This is a genomic window from Fastidiosipila sp., from assembly GCA_012511175.1.
Lineage (GTDB): Bacteria > Bacillota > Clostridia > Saccharofermentanales > DTU023 > UBA4923.
The window spans coordinates 16,315-35,988 of the sequence record JAAZGO010000021.1 but is presented as its reverse complement, the minus strand read 5'-3'; the positions used below and the strand labels follow the sequence as shown (position 1 = coordinate 35,988).

General features: G+C 55.1%; 16 protein-coding genes. 10 read left to right on the top strand and 6 right to left on the bottom strand.

The features are described from left to right. Positions 1–41: 41 nt before the first annotated feature. Together eno and GX839_04315 are read right to left on the bottom strand one after the other, a co-directional pair. On the bottom strand, positions 42–1,349 hold the full coding sequence (gene eno / locus GX839_04320; protein NLB04684.1) for a phosphopyruvate hydratase: 1,308 nt from the start codon (positions 1,347–1,349) through the stop codon (positions 42–44). Between the two features lie 97 nt (positions 1,350–1,446). Next, the gene (locus GX839_04315; GenBank protein ID NLB04683.1) at positions 1,447–2,736 is read right to left on the bottom strand and encodes an MFS transporter; all 1,290 of its coding nucleotides are present in this window, start codon (positions 2,734–2,736) and stop codon (positions 1,447–1,449) included. Between the two features lie 181 nt (positions 2,737–2,917). Here GX839_04315 and GX839_04310 point away from each other — a divergent pair, with 181 nt between their 5' ends. Both GX839_04310 and GX839_04305 read left to right on the top strand, forming a co-directional pair. Next, positions 2,918–4,372, top strand: a complete 1,455-nt coding sequence (locus tag GX839_04310) for a TldD/PmbA family protein (protein ID NLB04682.1) — start codon at positions 2,918–2,920, stop codon at positions 4,370–4,372. Between the two features lies 1 nt (position 4,373). Further along, positions 4,374–5,765, top strand: a complete 1,392-nt coding sequence (locus tag GX839_04305; GenBank protein NLB04681.1) for a hypothetical protein — start codon at positions 4,374–4,376, stop codon at positions 5,763–5,765. An 80-nt stretch (positions 5,766–5,845) separates the two neighbouring features. On the opposite strand, the gene GX839_04300 is transcribed toward GX839_04305, so the two are convergent. From GX839_04300 to GX839_04285, 4 genes are all read right to left on the bottom strand, one after another. Beyond that, positions 5,846–6,700, bottom strand: coding sequence for a carbohydrate ABC transporter permease (locus GX839_04300; protein ID NLB04680.1), 855 nt, complete (start codon positions 6,698–6,700; stop codon positions 5,846–5,848). A gap of 16 nt (positions 6,701–6,716) precedes the next feature. Beyond that, positions 6,717–7,550, bottom strand: a complete 834-nt coding sequence (locus GX839_04295; GenBank protein NLB04679.1) for a sugar ABC transporter permease — start codon at positions 7,548–7,550, stop codon at positions 6,717–6,719. 136 nt (positions 7,551–7,686) lie between these two features. Next, on the bottom strand, positions 7,687–8,955 hold the full coding sequence (locus GX839_04290; GenBank protein ID NLB04678.1) for an extracellular solute-binding protein: 1,269 nt from the start codon (positions 8,953–8,955) through the stop codon (positions 7,687–7,689). A gap of 64 nt (positions 8,956–9,019) precedes the next feature. Further along, on the bottom strand, positions 9,020–9,976 hold the full coding sequence (locus GX839_04285) for a glucosamine-6-phosphate isomerase (protein NLB04677.1): 957 nt from the start codon (positions 9,974–9,976) through the stop codon (positions 9,020–9,022). A gap of 238 nt (positions 9,977–10,214) precedes the next feature. Here GX839_04285 and GX839_04280 point away from each other — a divergent pair, with 238 nt between their 5' ends. From GX839_04280 to GX839_04245, 8 genes are all read left to right on the top strand, one after another. Further along, positions 10,215–11,447 carry an ROK family transcriptional regulator gene (locus GX839_04280; protein NLB04676.1) on the top strand — a complete coding sequence of 411 codons (1,233 nt, stop codon included), beginning with the start codon at positions 10,215–10,217 and terminating at the stop codon, positions 11,445–11,447. A gap of 12 nt (positions 11,448–11,459) precedes the next feature. Beyond that, the gene (gene xylB, locus GX839_04275; protein NLB04675.1) at positions 11,460–12,941 is read left to right on the top strand and encodes a xylulokinase; all 1,482 of its coding nucleotides are present in this window, start codon (positions 11,460–11,462) and stop codon (positions 12,939–12,941) included. A gap of 110 nt (positions 12,942–13,051) precedes the next feature. Continuing rightward, positions 13,052–14,242, top strand: coding sequence for a sn-glycerol-3-phosphate ABC transporter ATP-binding protein UgpC (ugpC, locus tag GX839_04270; GenBank protein NLB04674.1), 1,191 nt, complete (start codon positions 13,052–13,054; stop codon positions 14,240–14,242). A 117-nt stretch (positions 14,243–14,359) separates the two neighbouring features. Further along, positions 14,360–15,475: an aminotransferase class V-fold PLP-dependent enzyme gene (locus tag GX839_04265; protein ID NLB04673.1), complete on the top strand. Its 1,116-nt coding sequence runs from the start codon at positions 14,360–14,362 to the stop codon at positions 15,473–15,475. Position 15,476: 1 nt separating this feature from the next. Next, positions 15,477–15,761 (top strand): DUF3343 domain-containing protein, encoded by a 285-nt coding sequence (locus GX839_04260; protein NLB04672.1) that lies wholly within the window; start codon positions 15,477–15,479, stop codon positions 15,759–15,761. After that, positions 15,758–16,102, top strand: a complete 345-nt coding sequence (gene yedF, locus GX839_04255; GenBank protein NLB04671.1) for a sulfurtransferase-like selenium metabolism protein YedF — start codon at positions 15,758–15,760, stop codon at positions 16,100–16,102. The genes GX839_04260 and yedF overlap by 4 nt, the downstream gene beginning before the upstream one ends. A 97-nt stretch (positions 16,103–16,199) precedes the next feature. Further along, positions 16,200–17,393: a DNA polymerase IV gene (gene dinB, locus GX839_04250; protein NLB04670.1), complete on the top strand. Its 1,194-nt coding sequence runs from the start codon at positions 16,200–16,202 to the stop codon at positions 17,391–17,393. Next, the gene (locus tag GX839_04245) at positions 17,390–19,390 is read left to right on the top strand and encodes a DUF4910 domain-containing protein (protein ID NLB04669.1); all 2,001 of its coding nucleotides are present in this window, start codon (positions 17,390–17,392) and stop codon (positions 19,388–19,390) included. Before dinB ends, GX839_04245 begins: the two co-directional genes overlap by 4 nt. Positions 19,391–19,674 lie beyond the last annotated feature (284 nt).

The following is a 19,674-nucleotide window of genomic DNA, read 5'->3' as shown; positions in this document are numbered from 1 at the left end:
GCTCCCGGGAGAGCGGCTCAGAGGCGCGAAAACAATTTTGTTCAGCGGTCCAGGTGGAAGGCCCCCCAGCCGGCATAAACAGCGGCTTCTCCCAGCTCTTCCTCGATACGGAGGAGTTGGTTGTACTTGGCGACCCGGTCGGTTCTCGATGGCGCTCCGGTCTTGATCTGGCCGGCGCCCATGGCGACTACGATGTCGGCGATGGAAACGTCTTCCGTTTCGCCGGAGCGGTGAGAGACCACGGCTGTCCAGCCGCTGCTTTGAGCCATGTCAATGGCATCAAAGGTCTCTGTCAGGGTGCCGATCTGGTTGAGCTTGATCAGGATGGAGCTGGCGGCATCCTCTTCCAGGCCGCGGGCCAGCCGCTCGGTATTGGTGACGAAGAGGTCATCGCCCACCAGCTGGACGCGGTCGCCGATGCGGTCATTCAGTTTTTTCCAGCCTTCCCAGTCATCTTCTGCCAAGCCGTCCTCAAGTGAAATGATGGGGTACTTGTCGGCCAGCATCTCGTAGTAGTCGACCATCTCGTCCGAGGTCTTGAACTCGCCAGTCTTCCAGAAGAGGTAGCCTTCCTTGCCCTGAGCCTTGGCTTCTTCCCAGAGCTCGGTACAGGCGGGATCCATGGCGATAAAGAAATCGTCGCCCGGCTTGTAGCCTGCGGCCTCGATGCCGCGGATCAGCCACTGGATGGCTTCCTCGTCGCTTTTCAGGTTGGGCGCAAATCCGCCCTCATCACCCACGGCCGTCGCGTAGCCTTCTTTTTTCAAGAGACCCTTGAGGGTGTGGAAAACTTCAGCTGACCAGCGGAGGGCTTCCTTGAAAGAGGGGGCGCCGACCGGCATGATCATGAACTCCTGCAGGTTGACGTTGTTGTCAGCGTGCTTGCCGCCATTGATCAGGTTCATCATGGGGACGGGCAGGACATGGGCCCGAAGGCCGCCGAGATACTGCCAAAGGGGCAGGTCAAGGGCCGCTGCCGCTGCCTTGGCACAGGCCAGGGAAACGGCCAGAATGGCGTTGGCTCCGAGGTTTGCCTTGTTGTCTGTTCCGTCCAGCTCGATCATGACCCGGTCGATTTCAACCTGGTCAAAGACATTCATGCCAATGACCTCGGGAGCAATGGTGAAATTGATGTTGTCCACGGCCTTTTGAACGCCCTTTCCAAGGTAGCGTTCCTTGTCGCCGTCACGGAGTTCAACGGCCTCGTAGGCGCCGGTCGACGCGCCCGAGGGCACGGCCGCGCGGCCCATGGAGCCGTCTACGGTATAGACTTCCGCCTCAACGGTCGGATTGCCGCGGGAGTCCAGGATTTCTCTTGCCTTTACGGCCTCAATCCATAGTTCTGTCATCTTTATTTATCCTCCTGATTCAAAATCACAAATTGAAATTTGTCGATCCAGGCGATAGTATAGCAAATTACGCCGGAAAAAACGCCCGAACCCAAAACTACTCCCGGAAGCCCTTGGGAACTGCTTTCCAGGAGAAGATCAGGATCAGAAGCTGGGCGGCTGAGGTGAACAAAAGCAGATAGGCGATGGGGAAGAGGTCGGCCAGGGGGCCGAAAATGGCGGCGCCCAGGGGGATGGCTGCGGAGCCGACCATGTAAAGCAGTGAAAAGACGCGGCCGTGGTAGGCCCGCTCCACCTGCTCCTGGAAAAAAGTGGTGACAGCTGTCGTGTAGAAGGGCACGATGATGCCCAACAAGAAGGCCAGGGCGATGAAGAGAACAAAGAGAGGGGAGTCGACCAGGCCGAAGCAGGCCAGGCCCAGGGTTCCCGCCGCTACCAGCAAGCCCGACATGCGGATGGTGTTGAGTTTGCTTTTAAACTGGCCCTTGAGCGATACGGCCAGGCCCCCAGCGGCCATGCCGGTGAAGACAGCCGTCTGGGCAGCAGAGACCCGCCAGACCTGGGCGTCGAAGTGGCGCCTGATGAAGAGGGGGAAGAGGGTGGCGATGGGGGACAGCAGCACCATGAAGAGGGCATAAATGATCATGAGGTTGCGGATGACCGGGTTGGTCCCGACATAGGCGAAACCCCTGCGGAATTGGCGGGTGACCGGTTCATGCGGCAAAGAGACGTCTTCCAGGTCCTCCCCGGCGGCCGCAATTTCCAGTTCCTCCGGTGTCGGGAAACCCCAGGTGGTTCCCGGCTTCAGGCGGGGCCGGCGGCCGGTCGCCGTCGTGATAATGCCGGTCCGCTGATGGGGGACGGGCAGACCCAGCATGATGGAGACAGCGATGGCGGCGGTCGCCACGTCGACCATGAAGACGATCCAGACGGGAAAGAGGGTGATGAGCGCGCCGCCCAGGACAGGCGACAGCAGTAAAACGACATTGTCCAGGGTACTGTAAAGCCCGTTGATCCGTACCAGTTCCTTGTGCGGCGTGATCTGTGGAATCAGGGCTTTAATGGCGGGGCTCTGGATGCCGCCGCCCAGGGACCGGATGGCGGCCGCGATGTAAATCATCCAGACCCGATCGTAGCCCAGAAGGAAAAAGATAGCGGTGGCCAGGGTCACCAGGGCGATGCCCGAATCCGAAAGGATGATCAGCCAGCGCCGGTCGTGCCGGTCGGCCCAGACGCCTGCGAAAGGGGCGATGACCAGCTGGGGGATGAAAGAGGTCAAGGTGATGATCATGAGGGCGGTGCCGGAGTTGGCCCGCATGGTGACAAACCAGATGATGGCGAACTGAACCAGGCCAGAACCCAGGATGGAAACGGCCTGGCCGCTCAAAAATGCCGCGCTGATTCCCTTCCACCGCTGCGGCTGCTTTTCGGCACACCCCTGCATAGGCAAAAGTATAGCACGAAGCCCTTGTGCTTCCATTGAGAGCCGGGGTCGGTTTTGTTACACTTGACAGGATGAAACAGGCCTCGCGTTTGTCAACAAGACACGCAAACAAAGGAGCAAACCGATGACTCTTGACTGGAAAAACCAGATCAGACGGTTGACGGACCAAGGCGCCTCCTACGCCGATGTCCGCTATTACCCCAAGGAAGAGGAGGACTTCCTCCTCATGTGGAACGGCAACCTTTTGGCGTTTAACCGTTCCGAAACAAGCGGATTTGGCGTCCGTGTGCTGGCAGACGGTGCCTGGGGCTTTGCCGCCTCGTCCAGCCTGAACGACATCCAGGCCACTTTTGACCGGGCACTGGAAAATGCCCGGGCGGCCGCCGGCCGCCTTAAACGGCCCATCCGCCTGGCCGACAAGGAGGCGGTTAAGGGCTGCTTTGACAGCCCCTGCCAGACCGATCCCTTTGAGATCCCGCTGGAAGACAAACTGGCCCTGATGAAAGAACTGGATGGTTTCATTGACCAGCCGGGCGTCCAGCAGCGGCGGGTCATGATCAGCACTTCAAAAAGGACAGTTCACTATTATGACTCTGAAGGGGCTGAGATCGAAAAGCGGATTATCGACATCTTTCCCAGCATCCAGGTGGCCGCCATGGACGCGGACGGGGTCCAGCAGGAGCGAAAATACCTGCCGCCAAGACTCGGCCCCAGCCGGGGCTGGGAGACCATGGACCGTGACCACTGGCAGGGTGAAGCGGAGCGGATCGTCAGGGAGATGAATCAACTCCTGACAGCGCCGGCTTGCCCCAAAGACCGCCTGTCAGTCATCCTCTTGCCCGACATGATGTACCTGCAGGTTCACGAGACCATCGGGCACCCCCTGGAGCTGGACCGGATTCTGGGCTATGAGCTCTCCTACGCCGGAGGATCTTTTGTCAGGCTGGAAGATTTTGGAAAGCTGCAGTACGGTTCCAAGAAACTCAACGCCCGGGCCGACGCCACCCTGATCAACTCGCCCGGCAGCTTTGGCTATGACGATGACGGCGTTCCGGCCCAGAACCGCATGCTGATTGATCAGGGCATCCTGGTGGGGGCCCTGACCTCCAGGCAGATGGTGACCGAGGCCAATGACAAGGCCGGCCGGCAGCTATTTGACAGCTCCGGCGGTGCTTGCCGGGCCTGCGACTTCAACCGGGTGCCTCTGGAGCGCATGACCAACATCAACATCGATCCGGGAGAGGACGGCAGCCTGGAAGACATTATCAAGGGAACGGAAAAAGGCCTGCTCCTTTCCGGTGACAAGAGCTGGTCCATCGGCTCCAACCGCGAGCAGTTCCATTTTGCCACCGACATCGGCTGGCTGATTGAGGACGGGGAGCAGAAGCATGTTTTGAAAAACTGCTCCTACAGCGGCATGACCCTTGAATTTTACCGCTCGCTCTCCGCCGTTGGCGATGAGTCGACCTGGCAGGTCCAGTACGTGGACAACTGCGGCAAAGGGGTTCCCGGCCAGGTCATGCAGCTGGGGCACGGCGTCCCCGTCTGCCGTTTTGACCATGTGAAGGTAGGTGACTAGGATGAGACCTGAAGCTGTCATAGAAAAACTGAGAGAATTAAGAGAACACGCACTCAAGCAGGGCGCCCGGGTCCAGATCAGGTGGAGCTCGGAAGACAGCCGCATGGTCCGCTATGCCAACTCGGCCGTCTCGCTCAATTCCCACGAAGCCATTACCCGACTGGAGGTCATGGCCATCGGAGACCACCAACAGGCCTCCGCCAGCCTGACGGCTGACGAGGAGGACCTTGAGGCCATGCGGGCCACCGTGGACAAAGCCATCCGCATGCTGCCCTTTGCCTCGAAACTGTCCTACCAGCCCAGCCTGCCAAATATCCAGAAGACCTCCATCTCCGAGGCCAGCTATGACCCGGCCGTCGAACAGCTGACCAGCCGTGAGGTCGTGGATTTTGTCAATCAGGCGACCCAGGGCCTGGAAAGCGATGACATCCTCCTGTCAGGCAATTTCTCATCCGGTTCTGCCGTAACGGCCGCCATCTCGACGGCCACGCCGGAGGTGGTCTACTGGCGGGCCAGCGATATCGGCATCACCCTGGTTCTGGCCTCGGAAAAAAGAAAATGGGAAATCAATGCCGAGCAGTTCGTCTATAAAAAGAACGACCTGGACGCTCGGGCCCTCCATGACCGGCTCTCATGGCTTTCAAAGCTTTACCAGACTCAAGAGGAGACCCGGATCCCCGAAGGCCCCTGCAAGGTGGTCATGGGTCCCGCCGCTGTTGCCGAATACCTTGGCTACCTGGGCTATCTGGGTTACCAGGGCGGCATGATGAAGCGCGGTTTTTCCATGTTCAGGGAAACCGATGTGGGGAAAAGGGTCATGTCCTCCCTTTTTACCCTGACGGAGGATCCTTCGCTCAAGGAAACCTTTGCCATGCCGGTCGATTTTTATGGCAGGACAAGAGACAGACGCAAAATCATTGACCAGGGAAAACTGACGGGCTTCATCTGGGATCAGCAGTCAGCAGACGAATTCCAAGAGGAAGCGACCGGCCACGATGTCAATAACCTGTCGATTCTGGTCCAGGGAGGGACGGAAGAAGTCAAAACCATTCAGGAGCTGGCTCAAATGCCCCGTGAAGAGGATATCCTTTACGTGCCTTTCATGCACTACATGAACGCGGTCAATCCCAGCGAGGGGCAGCTGACAGCGATATCCCGCTTCGGCGCCCTCCTTTTGAAAAAGGACGGCTCCATCCAGCTGCCCTACAATGTCCGTTTCACAGAAAAGATGAAGGAACTTTTTGGCGACAAGCTCCAGTGGATGTCAAAACACACGGTGCCCTACGGCAGCTCCTCCCATTATTACGGGCGGGAGCCCTACGCCATCCTGGTACCTTCACTGACCTGTTTTGACGGCGTAAAGGTGGAGATTTCCAACGAGAGTTTTGGCTAGAAAGCCCGTAGAGAAATCCGGGAAGATTGATTCGCTGAACCTGGAAGACTCCTGTTCAAGGGTCCATAAGATCGCGTGATCTAGCCCTTGATCCCGCCTGTGGTCATTCCCATGACAATGTATTTTTGGAAGGCCAAAGTGATGACGACTGGGATCAAGGCGCCGATGATGCCGGCCGCGGAGATCATCCCGTAGTCGATTGTGAACTTGCCGTTGAATTCGGCGATTGCGACGGTGATTGTCTTTGAAGAAAGGCTGGAAGTGAAGACGAGCGCATAAAAGAATTCGTCCCAACTCATGAGAAAAGCCAGGATGCCTGTCGCGATGGCGCCCGGCCTTGCCATGGGCGCGAAGACATAAAGCAGGGTCTGCAACCGGGACGCACCATCGATCTCGGCTGCTTCCTCGTAAGTCTTGGGGATACTCCCGAAGAACCCCTGCATGACCCAGATGATGAAAGGGATCGTGAAGGAGAGGTAGAGGATGATCAGGCCGAACCGGGAGTCCAGAATCCCCCAGTTATTGAACATCTTGTACATGGGGATAACCAGGGCGACTGGCGGTAGCATGTAGGTAAACAGGGCCAGAAGCATGAGACTGCTCCGACCCTTGAAATTGAGGCGGGCAAATGAGTACGCCGACAAGGTGCCGATGATCAGCGAGAGAACGGTGACAAAGGCGGCGACGATGGTGCTGTTATACAAGGCCCGCCTGAACACATAAGCCGCGTCGCTGGTTCTTTTGCTCTGAAAGATCTGCTGGTAGCGGTAGAAGGTGATATCTCTTGGTATCAGACGAATCGGGTGCGCGGTCAAATCCTTCAGGTACATAATGCTGGTGAAAAACATCCAGATAATGGGAGCCAAAACCAAAGCAGCGACCAGGACGCCGAACATGAAACACATGATCTTATGACGGGTTTTCCTCTTGGACATTATGGAAGATCCTCACTCATATGGTTTCACGGCCCCTTCTCATCATTTTTACGTAGGCAAGTGTCATCAGGGCAACAAAAAGAGCAATCAGGTAGGAGTAGGTAGCTGCCTGCGAGAAATTCAGATGCTTGAAAGCTTTCAAATAAGCGTCGTACATAAGCGTGCGGGTTGCGTTGGACGGGCCTCCCCGGGTCATCAGATAGAAGAGGTCGAAAGATTTGAACTTATCGACCGTGCGCATCACAGCCACAATGATAATGGTCGGCATCAAGTCGGGGAGCGTCAGCTTGAAGAACCGCTGAAATACATTGGCCCCGTCCACCATGGCAGCCTCGTGAATATCCTTGTTGGAGCTCTGCAGGGCGGCAAGAAAAAAAATCACGGAGAGTGGTGCCATCTTCCACACATCCGCAATGATGATGGTGCGCATGGCGGTAACCGGGTTTCCGAGCCAGCTGCGAAAATTCGGGATAAGCTTCAGGCGCAGCAAAATTTCGTTCAGCACCCCGTATTCACCGTGGAAAATCAGTTTCCACAGGCTGCCGCTGACCACCGTTGGCAGAGCCCAGGGGATAATGATGATGGATCGAAGGAATCTGACACCGGGGAAACGCTCGTTGAGGAGTAAGGCGATAAGCAGTCCAAAGGTTATCTCCAGGACGATGGAAACGACGGTAAAGTCAAGGGTGCGCCAAAGATCAGCCCAGAACTCCCTGGAAGACAAGGCACTTAGATAGAAGTGCAGTCCGGCAAACTCTCCGTACTGAGAACTCATGAGGTCGGAGTGTACCAGACTGTACACCAGGGTGGCGAAGAGAGGCGCAATGATAACCCCGAAAACCACAACCATGGCGGGAGAGATAAGAGTCCAGGCGTATCGTTGTTCTTCCCGTCTTCGTTTCAATCCAGCCTCCGTCAATCATGAAACGCGAAGCAGCCGGGGCAAGTTCGAAGGCTTGCCCCGGCAAGTCGGTTACAAGCAAACCCTATTTGGCAGCAAGATCAAGTGCCTTTTGCTGCATGTTGTCAAGTGCGTCCTTGGCGCTGACGTTGCCCAGCAGCGCCCTTTGCAGTTCTGCCTGCATGAAGGTAGACAGTTCACTGTAATAGGGTACCATGGGACGGTTCTCGATATACTGGAACTGGGTTCCCGAAGCCTCAACCAGATCCGCGCCAGCCGTTTCAATGACCCTGCTGTCAGTATACAGGGATTTCCAGATAGGCAGGGCATTGGCGCAGTATTTGGCCTGAACATCCTTTGACGACAGATAGAGCATGTATTCCCAGGCTTCGTCAGGATGTTTACAGCCCGTTGTGATCATGAGGGGCATCCCGCCATTGACCGTTGCGCTGACGATATCTCCCTCGCCGGGAATGATGGCAATCTTGCACTGGCCGGCAACCGCCGACTGTTCGGGGTCGTTCATCACGCTGTTCATGTAGGTCCAGTTGACTGCGAAAGCGGCATTCCCCGCACAGAAGGTGTTAAGCACGTCGTCTTCAATCATTTCAATCGATGTGGGGTTGATAAGTCCATTGTTCAAGCTCTCAACCCAGAATTCGAGAGCGGTCAGATTTTCAGCGCTGTTGATGGTCGGGTTGTTGCTGGCGTCAACGAAGGCTCCTCCATGAACACCCGCGATAACGGTGAAGGCTGTGATCATGCATTCTGCCTGCGCCCAGCTGGAAACAACCGGGTACTCCACGATGCCGGCATCCTTGATCTTTTGCGCAAACTCAAACATCTCCGACCAGGAGGCGGGCGGCTTGCTGATTCCAACCTGCTCGAGCATGGCTTCGTTGTAGAAGAGGTACTGAACATCGTTCAGCCAGGGAAGACCGTAGTACTTGCCTTCATACTTGCAGGAGTCCAGAGCGCCCTCATAGATGTCGTCCAGGTCGAGTTTCTCGACCTTGTCAGTCACGTCGAGGACCAGCTTGGCTTCGGCAAAGGCGGGAGGCCAGATACAATCGCCCAGGACCACGTCGTAGCCACCGCTTTCAGCAGACGCAAGAATTTTGGGTTCCAATTCTTCATAGGCGACGAAAGTCAGGTTGATCTTGATATTAGAATTGGCAGCCATGAATTCATCTGTCATCGCTGTAACTTCATCTTCACTGTAACCTGCCTGTTTCATGAACAGGGCGTTCAGAGTGATCTCACCACCTGCAGGCCCGGGTTTGGCACATGCGGTAAAAGTGAAGAGCATGACCATCACCAGGATGAAGCTCATCACGATCCGTATTCTTTTCATTCTTCTTTCCTCCTTAGGTTTTTTCTCTCATTTCCATCGGCGCGTTTATCGCCGTTCCAACCATTCAGTGCTCGCTGACGACAATCTTCTCGGCCAGCTGCTCGACAAAAAAGAACTTGCCCGGCAAAGTGGGCATGTAGGACGAAGGAATCCACCTGGAAGGCCCATGGCGCAACGTGCACCACAAAGACACACCGGCGGTGGCGGCTCCGTAGTCGAAGATAGCGTCCACACCCCCAATGCAGTAATCACTTTCCAAAAAAATCCCCGGACCAATGGTGTTTGCCCGGCAGGGTACGCTGGTAAAGTCACTTTTATAACTCAAAATGGCATTCTGCTCGATGGATAAGGGATGAAGCTGGGCTGCGATTCGATGAGTAGCCTGGCGCCACTCTTCATCGGAATCATAATCATCGCCGAAATGCGGTTCCCAAAAAGCAACATGAAAATCGCGTCCGACTCCGTACACGGTGATCAACTTGCCGCCGTCCGCTTTGATGGCATCAATCTTATCCCGGTAGAAGGGCAAGAGTTCCCTGGTCGCGAAAAATCTTTGATCGCGGGGGACCGTCAGCTGGCCGAGCTTGCCAAAAAAACCGCGTTCCATGGCGAATTGAAAAGATCCGATCTCATCACCGGGAGTCGAGTTGCCCTGATCATCGGTCCATTCATCCATGCTGAAGCAATAAAGATGGTCGCAGCACACATTCCAGTATTTGAGGAAATACACCACCCAGTTGTACTGTTCCATGGGCCCCACAGGCAAAACTAAAGCCAGTTTGGTCTTCTCCTCCCTGGCCCTTTTGATCTGTGAGGCGATTTCAAATCCGAGCTTCACGTAAAATTCAGGTCTGTCTTCGCAAGAATCCACCTGAAAGTCCGGATGCCAGAAGGGTTGTCTCAGCATGGCTTCCTCGGGTGATGTCCCAAGGCAGGCACGGATCTTCTGCAGATCCCAGCCTGATGGATAAAAATTCTCCATCAAAGAACCTTTGATGGTGTTGAGCATGTTGAACTTCATTCGCTAATCGTCTCCTAGAAAATAAACTTCGTTTACTAAAGCAGGGTTTTGCCTCCACCTTCAGCCATAAGTCTGCAAGGATTATAGAACCGGACAGGGGAAATGTCAACAGAATTTTGTGCAGAATGACCGATATCAAGGAGATAAAAGAGAAGCCAGAGCGCTGCACGATTGACTTTGTGGCCCAATGGCATGATAATATCCTAAACAGACGAGTTATATTCAAAAGCTTTTAATAATGTCACATGCGAGAGAAAGGCAAATTAAACTGAAACACGGCGTCAATCAATTTGTGCAGAAGCAGAATAACTTATCGTTAATCCTGCATTACCTTGTCAGGAACCGCTCCTGCACAAGAGTCTGGCTGGCAAAAAAAACGGGACTGACCCAGGCGTCCGTGGGCAAACATATCGCACAGCTCCTTGAATGGGGAATGGTCTCCGAAGAAGAAGGGATCGCGACGGAAAAAGGCCGCAGGCCGCGCCGGCTTGAGCTCCAGGGTGCGAAATACCGTAGCATTTCCATCCGGGTCAACCGCGACTACATCGCCTGCGCGCTCTTTGATATGTCCGGCAGACAGTATGACTACAGATGGATTCCCGTCAAGGCGGTCGAGGGGGTGGATGCCGCCATGGCCCGAATGCTCGACACCGTCAACGGGATGATCCATGCCAGTGACGTCAAGCCGATCTGCATCGGGGTGGCGGTAGCGGGACCTTATAACAAGCGGACAGGCAGGATTGTTCTCATGAGCGGGTTCCCCGGATGGGAAAAGGTGGACTTGAAGGCGGAACTTGAGCAGGCCTTCTCCATTGATACCTTCGTCGAACATGATGCGGTTTGCGGCGCCATGGCGGAAACCTGGTTTGGCAGTTCAGGGTTTCACGACAACCTGATCTTTATTGCAGCTGACAAGGGCATTGGCGCGGGCATGGTAATCAACGGAAGTATCTACGAGGGCCGTGATGGATTCGCTGGGGAATTCGGTCACTCCAGCATCAATGTGTTCGGTCCCAAATGCGAGTGCGGCAATTTGGGCTGCCTGGAACTGTATGGCACCCTGAAAGCCATGCTCAATGACTACAGGGATGTGATTGGAAACCCGTTGAACTCAGGGCTGGAACCGGAAGAGATCACGGAGGAGTACTTCATCGAGAAAGTGAAGGGAAAGGATCCGACAGCGCTTGATGTCTATAAAAAAACCGTCAGCTACCTGGGTTTTGGCGTTGTCGGCCTGGTCAACACCATGAGCCCCGACGCGGTGGTTTTTGGCGATAAAATCATCTTCGAAAGGGATCTCTTCCTCGACACAGTTACTCAGGTCCTCAAGCGTTATTTGGTGGATGAGATTTTCCGCGGGCTGGAGATCCGTGCAGCATCGCCCGATATGGATTCCATCCTGGCAGGCGCGAGCGTTATTGCTTTCGACAGGTTGCTGCAGAATCCTTCGGCCAGTTTTACTGTGGGCTGAGAAAGGGGTGTCATGCCTTTTTATCTGGGCATCGACTTGGGCACAACGGGTCTCAAGACCATTGTGACAGACGGGCAGGGTGCGATTTGGGAGAGTGCCTACCAAGGCTATCCCATCTACACTCCTCTGCCGTCGCACGCTGAACAGGATCCGGAGGACTGGTACCGGGCCTTAATCCAGACCGTCAGGCTGGCGCTGAAAGGTGCGGGTATCGATGGCCATGACATTGCCGGCATCGGCTTATCGGGCCAGATGCATGGAACAGTGCTTCTGGATGACAAGTTAAGGCTCCTGGGTCCGGCAATCATATGGTGCGATCAGCGATCCAAAGCGGAGGTGGCACAGGTATACCGTCAGTTTTCTCCCCTGGAACTGGCTGACCTGGTGCAAAACCCGGTTGCCGCAGGGTTTCAATTGAGTTCCCTGCTTTGGCTGCAGGCCAATGATCCGGCAGCCTACCGGCGGATCCGCCAGGTCCTGCTGCCCAAAGACTATTTGCGTTTCCGCCTGACAGGAGCTATTGGAACAGAGCCTACAGATGCCTGCGGTACATTGCTTTACGACGTGATCAGGGAGGAATGGAGCCAGGAAATGCTCCGGCAATTCGATATTGACCGCAGATTGCTCCCTGATCCCGGCCACCGGCCCTGTGACATCGCAGGCACGTTGACGGCGGCGGCTGCCGGGGAGCTGGGCCTTAAAAAACAAACGTTTGTTGTTTTTGGAGGAGGCGACCAGCCAATGCAGGCTGTAGGAAACGGCGTCCTGAAAGACGATCAGCCCCTTCTGACTCTGGGAACAGGAGGACAAGTCCTGGTGCCGACCTCCACACCCACTCCGGATCCGGAACTCCGCTTCCATACTTTCTGTCACGCCCAGGCGGGCAGTTGGTATTATCTGGGTGCTGTTCTCAACGCCGGCCTCGCCCTCAACTGGGCTCTCAGGAACTGTTTCGATCTCACTGTTTTCCAGGAGGCGGATGAACTGGCCGGCAAGTCACCTGCTGGCAGCAGAGGTTTATTTTTTCTGCCCTATATCAGCGGTGAGCGGACCCCTTACATGAACCCTGACGCCAGAGGCATCTTCTGGGGCATGGGTCTTGGCCATACACGGGAGGATCTGATCCGGGCCGTCTTGGAGGGGATTTCCTATTCGCTTTGGGATGCGTACGAGTGCCTGCCTTTTGTCAGCGGAAAACCTCATTCCCTGATTGTCAGCGGAGGCGGCGCCAAGAGCAGTCTGTGGAAGCAGATACTGGCTGATATGTTGGATGTCCCCGTGTTCACGACAGATAGTACAGAAGCCGCCTGCCTGGGAGCAGCTATTTGCGCCATGATTGCCAATGGCGACTACACCGATCTGGCAACTGCTTGCGGAGAGATCGTCGGGATAAGCGGCGACCCGGTGATCCCTGTTTGGGAAAATGTGGAAATATACAAAGAAAATCATGTCACCTTCAAGAAGATTTATCAGGCTAACCGGCACCTGTTTTAAGGACTGTGCTTACGAAACTGTTGGATCACGGCTTTACGGATCCGTATTGCGTATAATAAAAAAAAGAAGAGATTTTCATCAAATAACTGACAAAGGCAGGGGGTGTTGAGATGGCGCAAGTGACCTTGAAGGGAGTGCAAAAAATTTATCCCCTGGACGAGGGCCGCAAGGCACGAAAGGCCGATCCAGCGGAGGGGAGAGAAAAAAATTCTCAATACACAGAAAAGGGCTTCATTGCAGTCCAGGATTTTAACCTTGATATCGAAGACCGTGAGTTCATTGTCCTGGTCGGCCCCTCAGGTTGTGGCAAGTCGACGACCCTGCGGATGATCGCCGGCCTGGAGGAAATCACCGCGGGAGAATTGTACATTGGAGACAGGCTGGTCAATGAGGTGGCGGCCAAAGACCGGGACATCGCCATGGTGTTCCAGAGTTATGCGCTCTATCCCCACATGACCGTCTATGACAACATGGCCTTTGCGCTGAAATTGCGCAGGCTGCCAAAAGACGAGATCGACAGGGCTGTTCGGGAAGCGGCGGATATCTTGGACATTGCGGAATATCTGAAACGGAAACCGAAAGCTCTTTCAGGCGGCCAACGCCAGCGGGTTGCCATCGGCCGGGCGATTGTCCGCAGACCGCAGGTCTTTTTGATGGATGAACCCTTGTCGAACCTGGATGCCAAACTCAGAAATCAGATGAGGGCCGAAATCATCAAACTGCGCCAGAAAGTCGACACAACCTTTATCTACGTAACCCATGACCAAGTTGAGGCCATGACGCTTGGCGACCGCATTGTGATCATGAAAGACGGTCTGATCCAACAGACCGGCACCCCGCAGGAAGTCTTCGACCACCCCGCCAACCTGTTTGTGGCGGGCTTTATCGGCTCTCCGCAGATGAATTTCTTTGAGGTCACACTTAAAGAGAAAGAGGGTCGATACTTTATTGCGGTCGACGGCAATGAGATCGCGCTTTGCGATGAAATGCAAGCGGCGTTTAAAGAAGGCAAGGTACGGGGAGGCGAAGTAATTCTCGGCATCCGCCCCGAACACATTGCTTTGTCGGAGGAATCCCTGGCGCACATGAGCGCAACCGTCGACGTCTCCGAAATGATGGGCAGCTCCATTCACCTTCATGCAAAAAAGGGAGAAAAATCGCTGGTGGCAATCATTCCCGACCAGGGCTGGTCGCACCGGGCCAGTTTTCAATACGGTTCACCGGTCTTTTTTACCTTTGATACGGAGGTCATTCATCTTTTCGATAAAGATACGGGGGCCAATCTGCTCGGCGGGACTTAAAACCTCAAGGCTGATCCACGCAATCCCGTTTCTGTCTGTCGTGACACGACCTTATGCCGTGCTGTCAAGGACAGGACTGAGAATTGGTTTCGTGCGATAATGACTCCGGAGTGAACCATGATCTACTTTGACAACGCGGCGACCAGCCTGACCCGGCCCCCGGAGGTGGGACAGGCCGTCCGGTACGCCATTGATCATTTTGGCAATTCGGGGCGGTCCTTTTACGACGCCGCCATGGAGTCCGGCCGGGCCGTCTTCGATGCCCGGGCAGGCATCGCTCAACTGATCGGCCTGGACAATCCCCTTCAGGTAGCCTTTACCTCTTCGGCCACCGAGGGCCTCAACCTGGTCATCCGCAGTTTGATCAAATCACAGGATTCAGTCATTAGCACGGTTACGGATCACAATTCGGTCCTCCGGCCGCTTTACCTTACCGGCTGTGACCTCCGGATCCTGGGCTGTGACGACAAGGGCAATCTGCTCTTGGACGACCTGGACCGCCTGGTCCGGCCCAATACCCGCTTCATGGTCTGCAACCACGGCTCCAATGTGACCGGCAATATCAATGACGCAAGAGCCATCTACAGCTGGTGCCGTGCGCACGGCATCACCTTGATCCTGGATATTGCCCAGACATTGGGTTCCATTCCCGTGACCGCCGACATGGCCGACATCTTCTGTTTTACCGGACACAAAGGCCTTTTTGGCCCCCAGGGGACAGGCGGCATCATCGCCGCAGAAGACCGGCCCTTCCCCCTGGTCAAGACGGGGGGCGCCGGTACCGACAGTTTTGAGCGGCATCAGGCCACCCGCATGCCGGATGTCTTTGAGGCGGGCACCCAGAACAGTCACGGCCTCTTCGGGCTTCTCAAAGGGGTGGAGTTCATCAACCGAACCGGGCTTGCCAGCATCCAGGAAAGAGAAAGCCGGTTAACCGAAAGGTTCCAGGAAGGTATCCGGGATCTGGAAAAGATCACCGTCTATGGCGACTTTTCCAAAGCCCGGCTGGCCGTCGTATCCCTGACCCTGGAAGGCATGGATTCATCCGATCTGGCCCTCCGGCTGTGGGAAGAGGACCAAATCGCCACCCGGGCAGGTGCCCACTGCGCCCCCCTGATCCATCAGCATTTTAAGACTGAAGAACAGGGCATGGTCCGCTTTTCCTTCTCCCGGTTCAATACGGAAGAGGAGATTGACCAGGGCATCAAGGCCTTAAGGAGGATTGCCGGTTAAGATGGAGTACCTCATTGCCTTCACCAGCACCAGTCAGGCCATCCGGGCCGAACGCCTGCTCATGGACGCCAAACTGAAGATCCGGGTCATGCCCCTGCCCGGTCAGATCAATGTGGGTTGCGGGATTTGTCTGAGGGTCGAGGCCGAAGAACTTGAAGAGGCCCTACGGATCCTCCAAAGCCGTCTGATCGGCGGGATCGAGGTCTATCAGAAGACTTTGGAGGGCAAACGGATCATCTATCTGCCACACCCCATTACCACCCAGGAGGATGAATCGACAGGATGAAAAAAGAAACTGAGCTGGTCATTTTGATAAGCAGTGACACCATGGGACAGGGATCCCCGGAGCTGGGCCAGATTCTGATCAAAAGCTATCTGGCCACCCTGGACGACCTGCCCCGCACACCCGACTGCCTGCTCTTTATCAATGCGGGGGTCCGGCTGACGACCAAAGACTCCACGGTCCTGGAGGATCTGAGAACCTTGGAATGCAAGGGAACACGGCTTCTGTCCTGCGGCACCTGTCTCAACTACTTTGAGCTGGGAGAACCGGAGGTGGGTTCTGTTTCCAACATGCAGACCCTGTCGGAGGTCATGGCCTCGGCAAAGCGCTTGATCTGCCTTTAAGCTGATCAGGTAAAAACAATGACGGATGGCTCCGGCCTCTTTTCTGTGAGAAGATGGAAAAGAAACCACTTTTCAGTTTACCTTTGGAGCCGGACCCTTGGACCCTGTCATTTTGCACTGTGACCTGAATGCTTTTTACGCGTCAGTGGAATGCGTCTTTCAACCGCATTTGAAGGACCTTCCCATGGCGGTGGCAGGTAACCCGGATCATCGGCACGGTATCATCCTGGCCAAAAATGAGCTGGCCAAACAGACTGGCGTCAAAACAGCGGAAACCATCTGGCAGGCCAAAAGGAAATGCCCCAACCTGGTTTTGGTTCCGCCCCGACACGATGAATACGCAAAATACTCCCGCCTGGTCAACGACATCTATGAAGAGTTCACCGACCTGGTGGAACCCTTCGGCATCGATGAGAGCTGGTTGGACGTGACGGGTGTCCTCCACCTGTTTGGCCAAGGTCAAACCATTGCGGACCTGATCAGGAAAACGGTCAGGGAACGGCTGGACCTTACTCTTTCAGTGGGAGTTTCCTTCAACAAGATCTTCGCCAAACTGGGCAGTGACTATCAAAAACCGGACGCCACCACGGTGATCACAAGGGACAACTACAAAACACTCCTCTGGCCCCTGCCCGTCTCCCGCCTCCTTTTCGTGGGCAAGGTGACTGCAAAATCCCTGACCCGGATCGGGGTCTCCACCATCGGCCAGCTGGCTGCCATGGACAGGAAGAGCCTCATCAGCCTTCTGGGCAAGACGGGCGGCATGCTGCACGACTATGCCAATGGCAGGGATGACAGTCCGGTCCGGTCGGCCTATGCCGGTGAAGATTTGAAATCCGTCGGCAACGGGACCACTTTCGATCATGACCTGGTGGGTTACCCCGAGATTCTTGCGGGCCTCCTGCCCCTTTGCGACCAGGTGGCCGCCCGACTGCGCAAACACAACCTTAAGTGCCAAGTCATCGCCGTGACCCTGAAAGACCCACAATTCAAAACCTTTTCCAGGCAAAAGACCCTGTCTTCCCCCACCCATCTGACCCGGGAGATCGCCGATACGGCCATGGAACTGATCCGAAGCTTTTGGGATGAACGAAAACCGGTGAGGAGCATGACCATCACCGGCTCTAACCTGGTGACCCAGGAGGATGCGGTGGAGCAGCTGTCTTTTTTTGATGAGCTGGACCGGCAAAAGTATGAGAAACTGGACAAGACTGTGGATGAGATCCGCCAGCGTTTTGGCAAAGGAGCCATTGGCCTGGGCGGCAGCATAAAGAGTGAGGAGAAGCCATGAAAAAGCAAATTCGCCTGATCAGTGACCAGATCGACGGTGACCGGATCCTGAACGATGTCCGCAAGATTACCACCTTTCACCGCATCCAGGCCTCTGCAGGCTACCGTGAAGCGGCACAGGCGGTAACTGAGCAGCTCCAAAAGGAGGGCCTTGACTGCAGGCTTCTCTCCTACCCCTTTGACGAGGAACGCTGGTACCTAGCCATCAAGTCCTTCCTCGAGTGGGATTGCCAGGGAGCCTTCCTGGATCTGGTTGAACCGGAGAAGAAACGTCTGGCGGATTTTCAAGCCAACAACATTTCCATTATTCAAAAGAGCTTCCCCTGCGATTATTCCAAAGATTCCCTGGACATCGTCCTTCTGGACAAAGGATCTGAGGAAGAACATTACAAGGACCTGGACCTTCAAGGCAAACTGATTTTCATCCGGGACGATTTTTCTCCCTACATGGACTGGGCTTTTGAAGAAAGAGGGGCTGTGGGTTTCATTTCGGATTACATGCGGGAGGCTCCGGGATCCCGGGTCCGGGCCGACCTTTACGATGCCAGGAACTATTCTTCTTTCTGGTGGCGTGACAGCAGGGCGGAGCCTAACATTTTCGGTTTTGTCTTAACACCAAGGCAGGGGGATGAACTGGCCAAGCTCTGCAAAAAGATGGAGGAGGAACACCAAAAAGATACAAACAAACCCAGGTATCCCCAAGCCCAATGCAAGATTGATTCCAGGCTTTATCCGGGAAATATCGAAGTTGTCGAAGTTCTCCTGGAAGGCCAATCAGAGGAAGAGATCCTGATCGTTTCCCACCTTTGCCATCCCCGCCCCTCGGCCAATGACAATGCCAGCGGTGCCGCTTCGGCCATGGAAGTGGCAAGAAGCCTGAAATATCTGTTGGACAACAAGATCCTTGATCCATTAAAACGTACCATCCGGATTCTCCTGGTACCGGAGTTTGCCGGCACCTATGCCTGGTTGGCGGATGAGAAGAATCAAAACAAAAAGATCCTGGCCGGCCTCAACCTGGACATGGTGGGAGGCAGGCAGACTGAAGGTTATGGCCCAATTACCATCTGCGCCCAGCCGCATGCGATGCCGTCCCCGGTGACGTCTCTGGCAGCCTTCTGCCTGGACGAAATTGCCCTGAACACCCCCGCCGTCTACATGACGGGGCAGGTGCCCATGTTCAATTATTTCGTCAGCGACTTTTCAGCCGGTTCCGACCACCAGATCCTGTCGGATCCCACCATCAATATCCCGGCCCCCATGTTGGGCCAGTGGCCGGACAGGCATTACCATACATCGGCCGATACGGTGGAAAGGGTGGACCCCTTTCTCCTTCACAAGTCGGCTTCGCTGGCAGCGTCTTTTGCATACAGCCTGGCCAATCTGGAACCGAAAGATGTTCCATCCATCCTGGGCAAGGCCCTGGAGCTTGCAAGCAGGGATATGGCCAGGATAGGCGCTGAAGCAACAGAAAAGAAGCGAGAGGCAGGGAATTCCTTCGAAGAACTGGAGCATTACGCACGATTCCACAAAGAGACCTGCCGGGACCTGAAGCGATTCTTTGACCAGGATGAGTACCAAAAAGAGCTGGAAGCAATGGTCGAGGACAGCTGCTCACTGATTGATCAGCAAATGGAGCTGGCTTTCAAGTCTTATCTCAAGGTGACAGACCAGGAGGATTACAAATACCAGCCTGAAGAGATTCCCGAAGAGTACCGGGTGGTTCCAATCCGCAAGTTCTGGTCTCCCATCCTTCGTCTGGAGGAGTTTGCCTCCCATGACCAGGAGCTATTGAAGGCCTGTAAAGTCTACAAGAAGGAGCAGCATGACCGGGTGAAGCATGCCTATACCATAGAGCTTCTGATTCAGTACTACATGGATGGGAAAAGGAGCCTTTTTGAGATTGCAAAAGAGGTCATCATTGAGGCAGGTGGGGGGGATCTGGAGTTTGTTGTGGCTTATGTGAAGGTGCTCGAGACAGTGGGCCTGGTGGAGTAGGCAGGCGAAAAAGGCAAAATGTGGAAGAAACCCTGAAAAGAGTTGTGGAGATGGGTAAGCTGACCCGACCGGTTTTCAATTTTGCCCGGGATTCCTTGCTTCTGGAGATGCGTTTACTCGATATGGTGCTCTTTTGCCTGTAACCAAGTCCCTCTGTATTACTTCTGGCAACGGACGGCCAGCACCTTTGCCACGGATAACGGGGTAATTGCCCAGTCGCTACAGGGCAGAGAATGATACCATCGACCATCATCACATGTTCTGCTTGGCGCGAAAGTGATGTG

Excerpts from the sequence above, each read along its gene's own strand:
- GX839_04280 (NLB04676.1), top strand. The coding sequence starts at position 10,215 with ATGTCACATGCGAGAGAAAGGCAAATTAAACTGAAACACGGCGTCAAT.
- GX839_04290 (NLB04678.1), bottom strand. The coding sequence starts at position 8,955 with ATGAAAAGAATACGGATCGTGATGAGCTTCATCCTGGTGATGGTCATG.
- GX839_04295 (NLB04679.1), bottom strand. The coding sequence starts at position 7,550 with ATGGTTGTGGTTTTCGGGGTTATCATTGCGCCTCTCTTCGCCACCCTG.
- ugpC (NLB04674.1), top strand. The coding sequence starts at position 13,052 with ATGGCGCAAGTGACCTTGAAGGGAGTGCAAAAAATTTATCCCCTGGAC.
- GX839_04305 (NLB04681.1), top strand. The coding sequence starts at position 4,374 with ATGAGACCTGAAGCTGTCATAGAAAAACTGAGAGAATTAAGAGAACAC.
- GX839_04310 (NLB04682.1), top strand. The coding sequence starts at position 2,918 with ATGACTCTTGACTGGAAAAACCAGATCAGACGGTTGACGGACCAAGGC.
- GX839_04300 (NLB04680.1), bottom strand. The coding sequence starts at position 6,700 with ATGTCCAAGAGGAAAACCCGTCATAAGATCATGTGTTTCATGTTCGGC.
- GX839_04265 (NLB04673.1), top strand. The coding sequence starts at position 14,360 with ATGATCTACTTTGACAACGCGGCGACCAGCCTGACCCGGCCCCCGGAG.
- eno (NLB04684.1), bottom strand. The coding sequence starts at position 1,349 with ATGACAGAACTATGGATTGAGGCCGTAAAGGCAAGAGAAATCCTGGAC.
- GX839_04245 (NLB04669.1), top strand. The coding sequence starts at position 17,390 with ATGAAAAAGCAAATTCGCCTGATCAGTGACCAGATCGACGGTGACCGG.
- xylB (NLB04675.1), top strand. The coding sequence starts at position 11,460 with ATGCCTTTTTATCTGGGCATCGACTTGGGCACAACGGGTCTCAAGACC.
- GX839_04285 (NLB04677.1), bottom strand. The coding sequence starts at position 9,976 with ATGAAGTTCAACATGCTCAACACCATCAAAGGTTCTTTGATGGAGAAT.
- GX839_04260 (NLB04672.1), top strand. The coding sequence starts at position 15,477 with ATGGAGTACCTCATTGCCTTCACCAGCACCAGTCAGGCCATCCGGGCC.
- yedF (NLB04671.1), top strand. The coding sequence starts at position 15,758 with ATGAAAAAAGAAACTGAGCTGGTCATTTTGATAAGCAGTGACACCATG.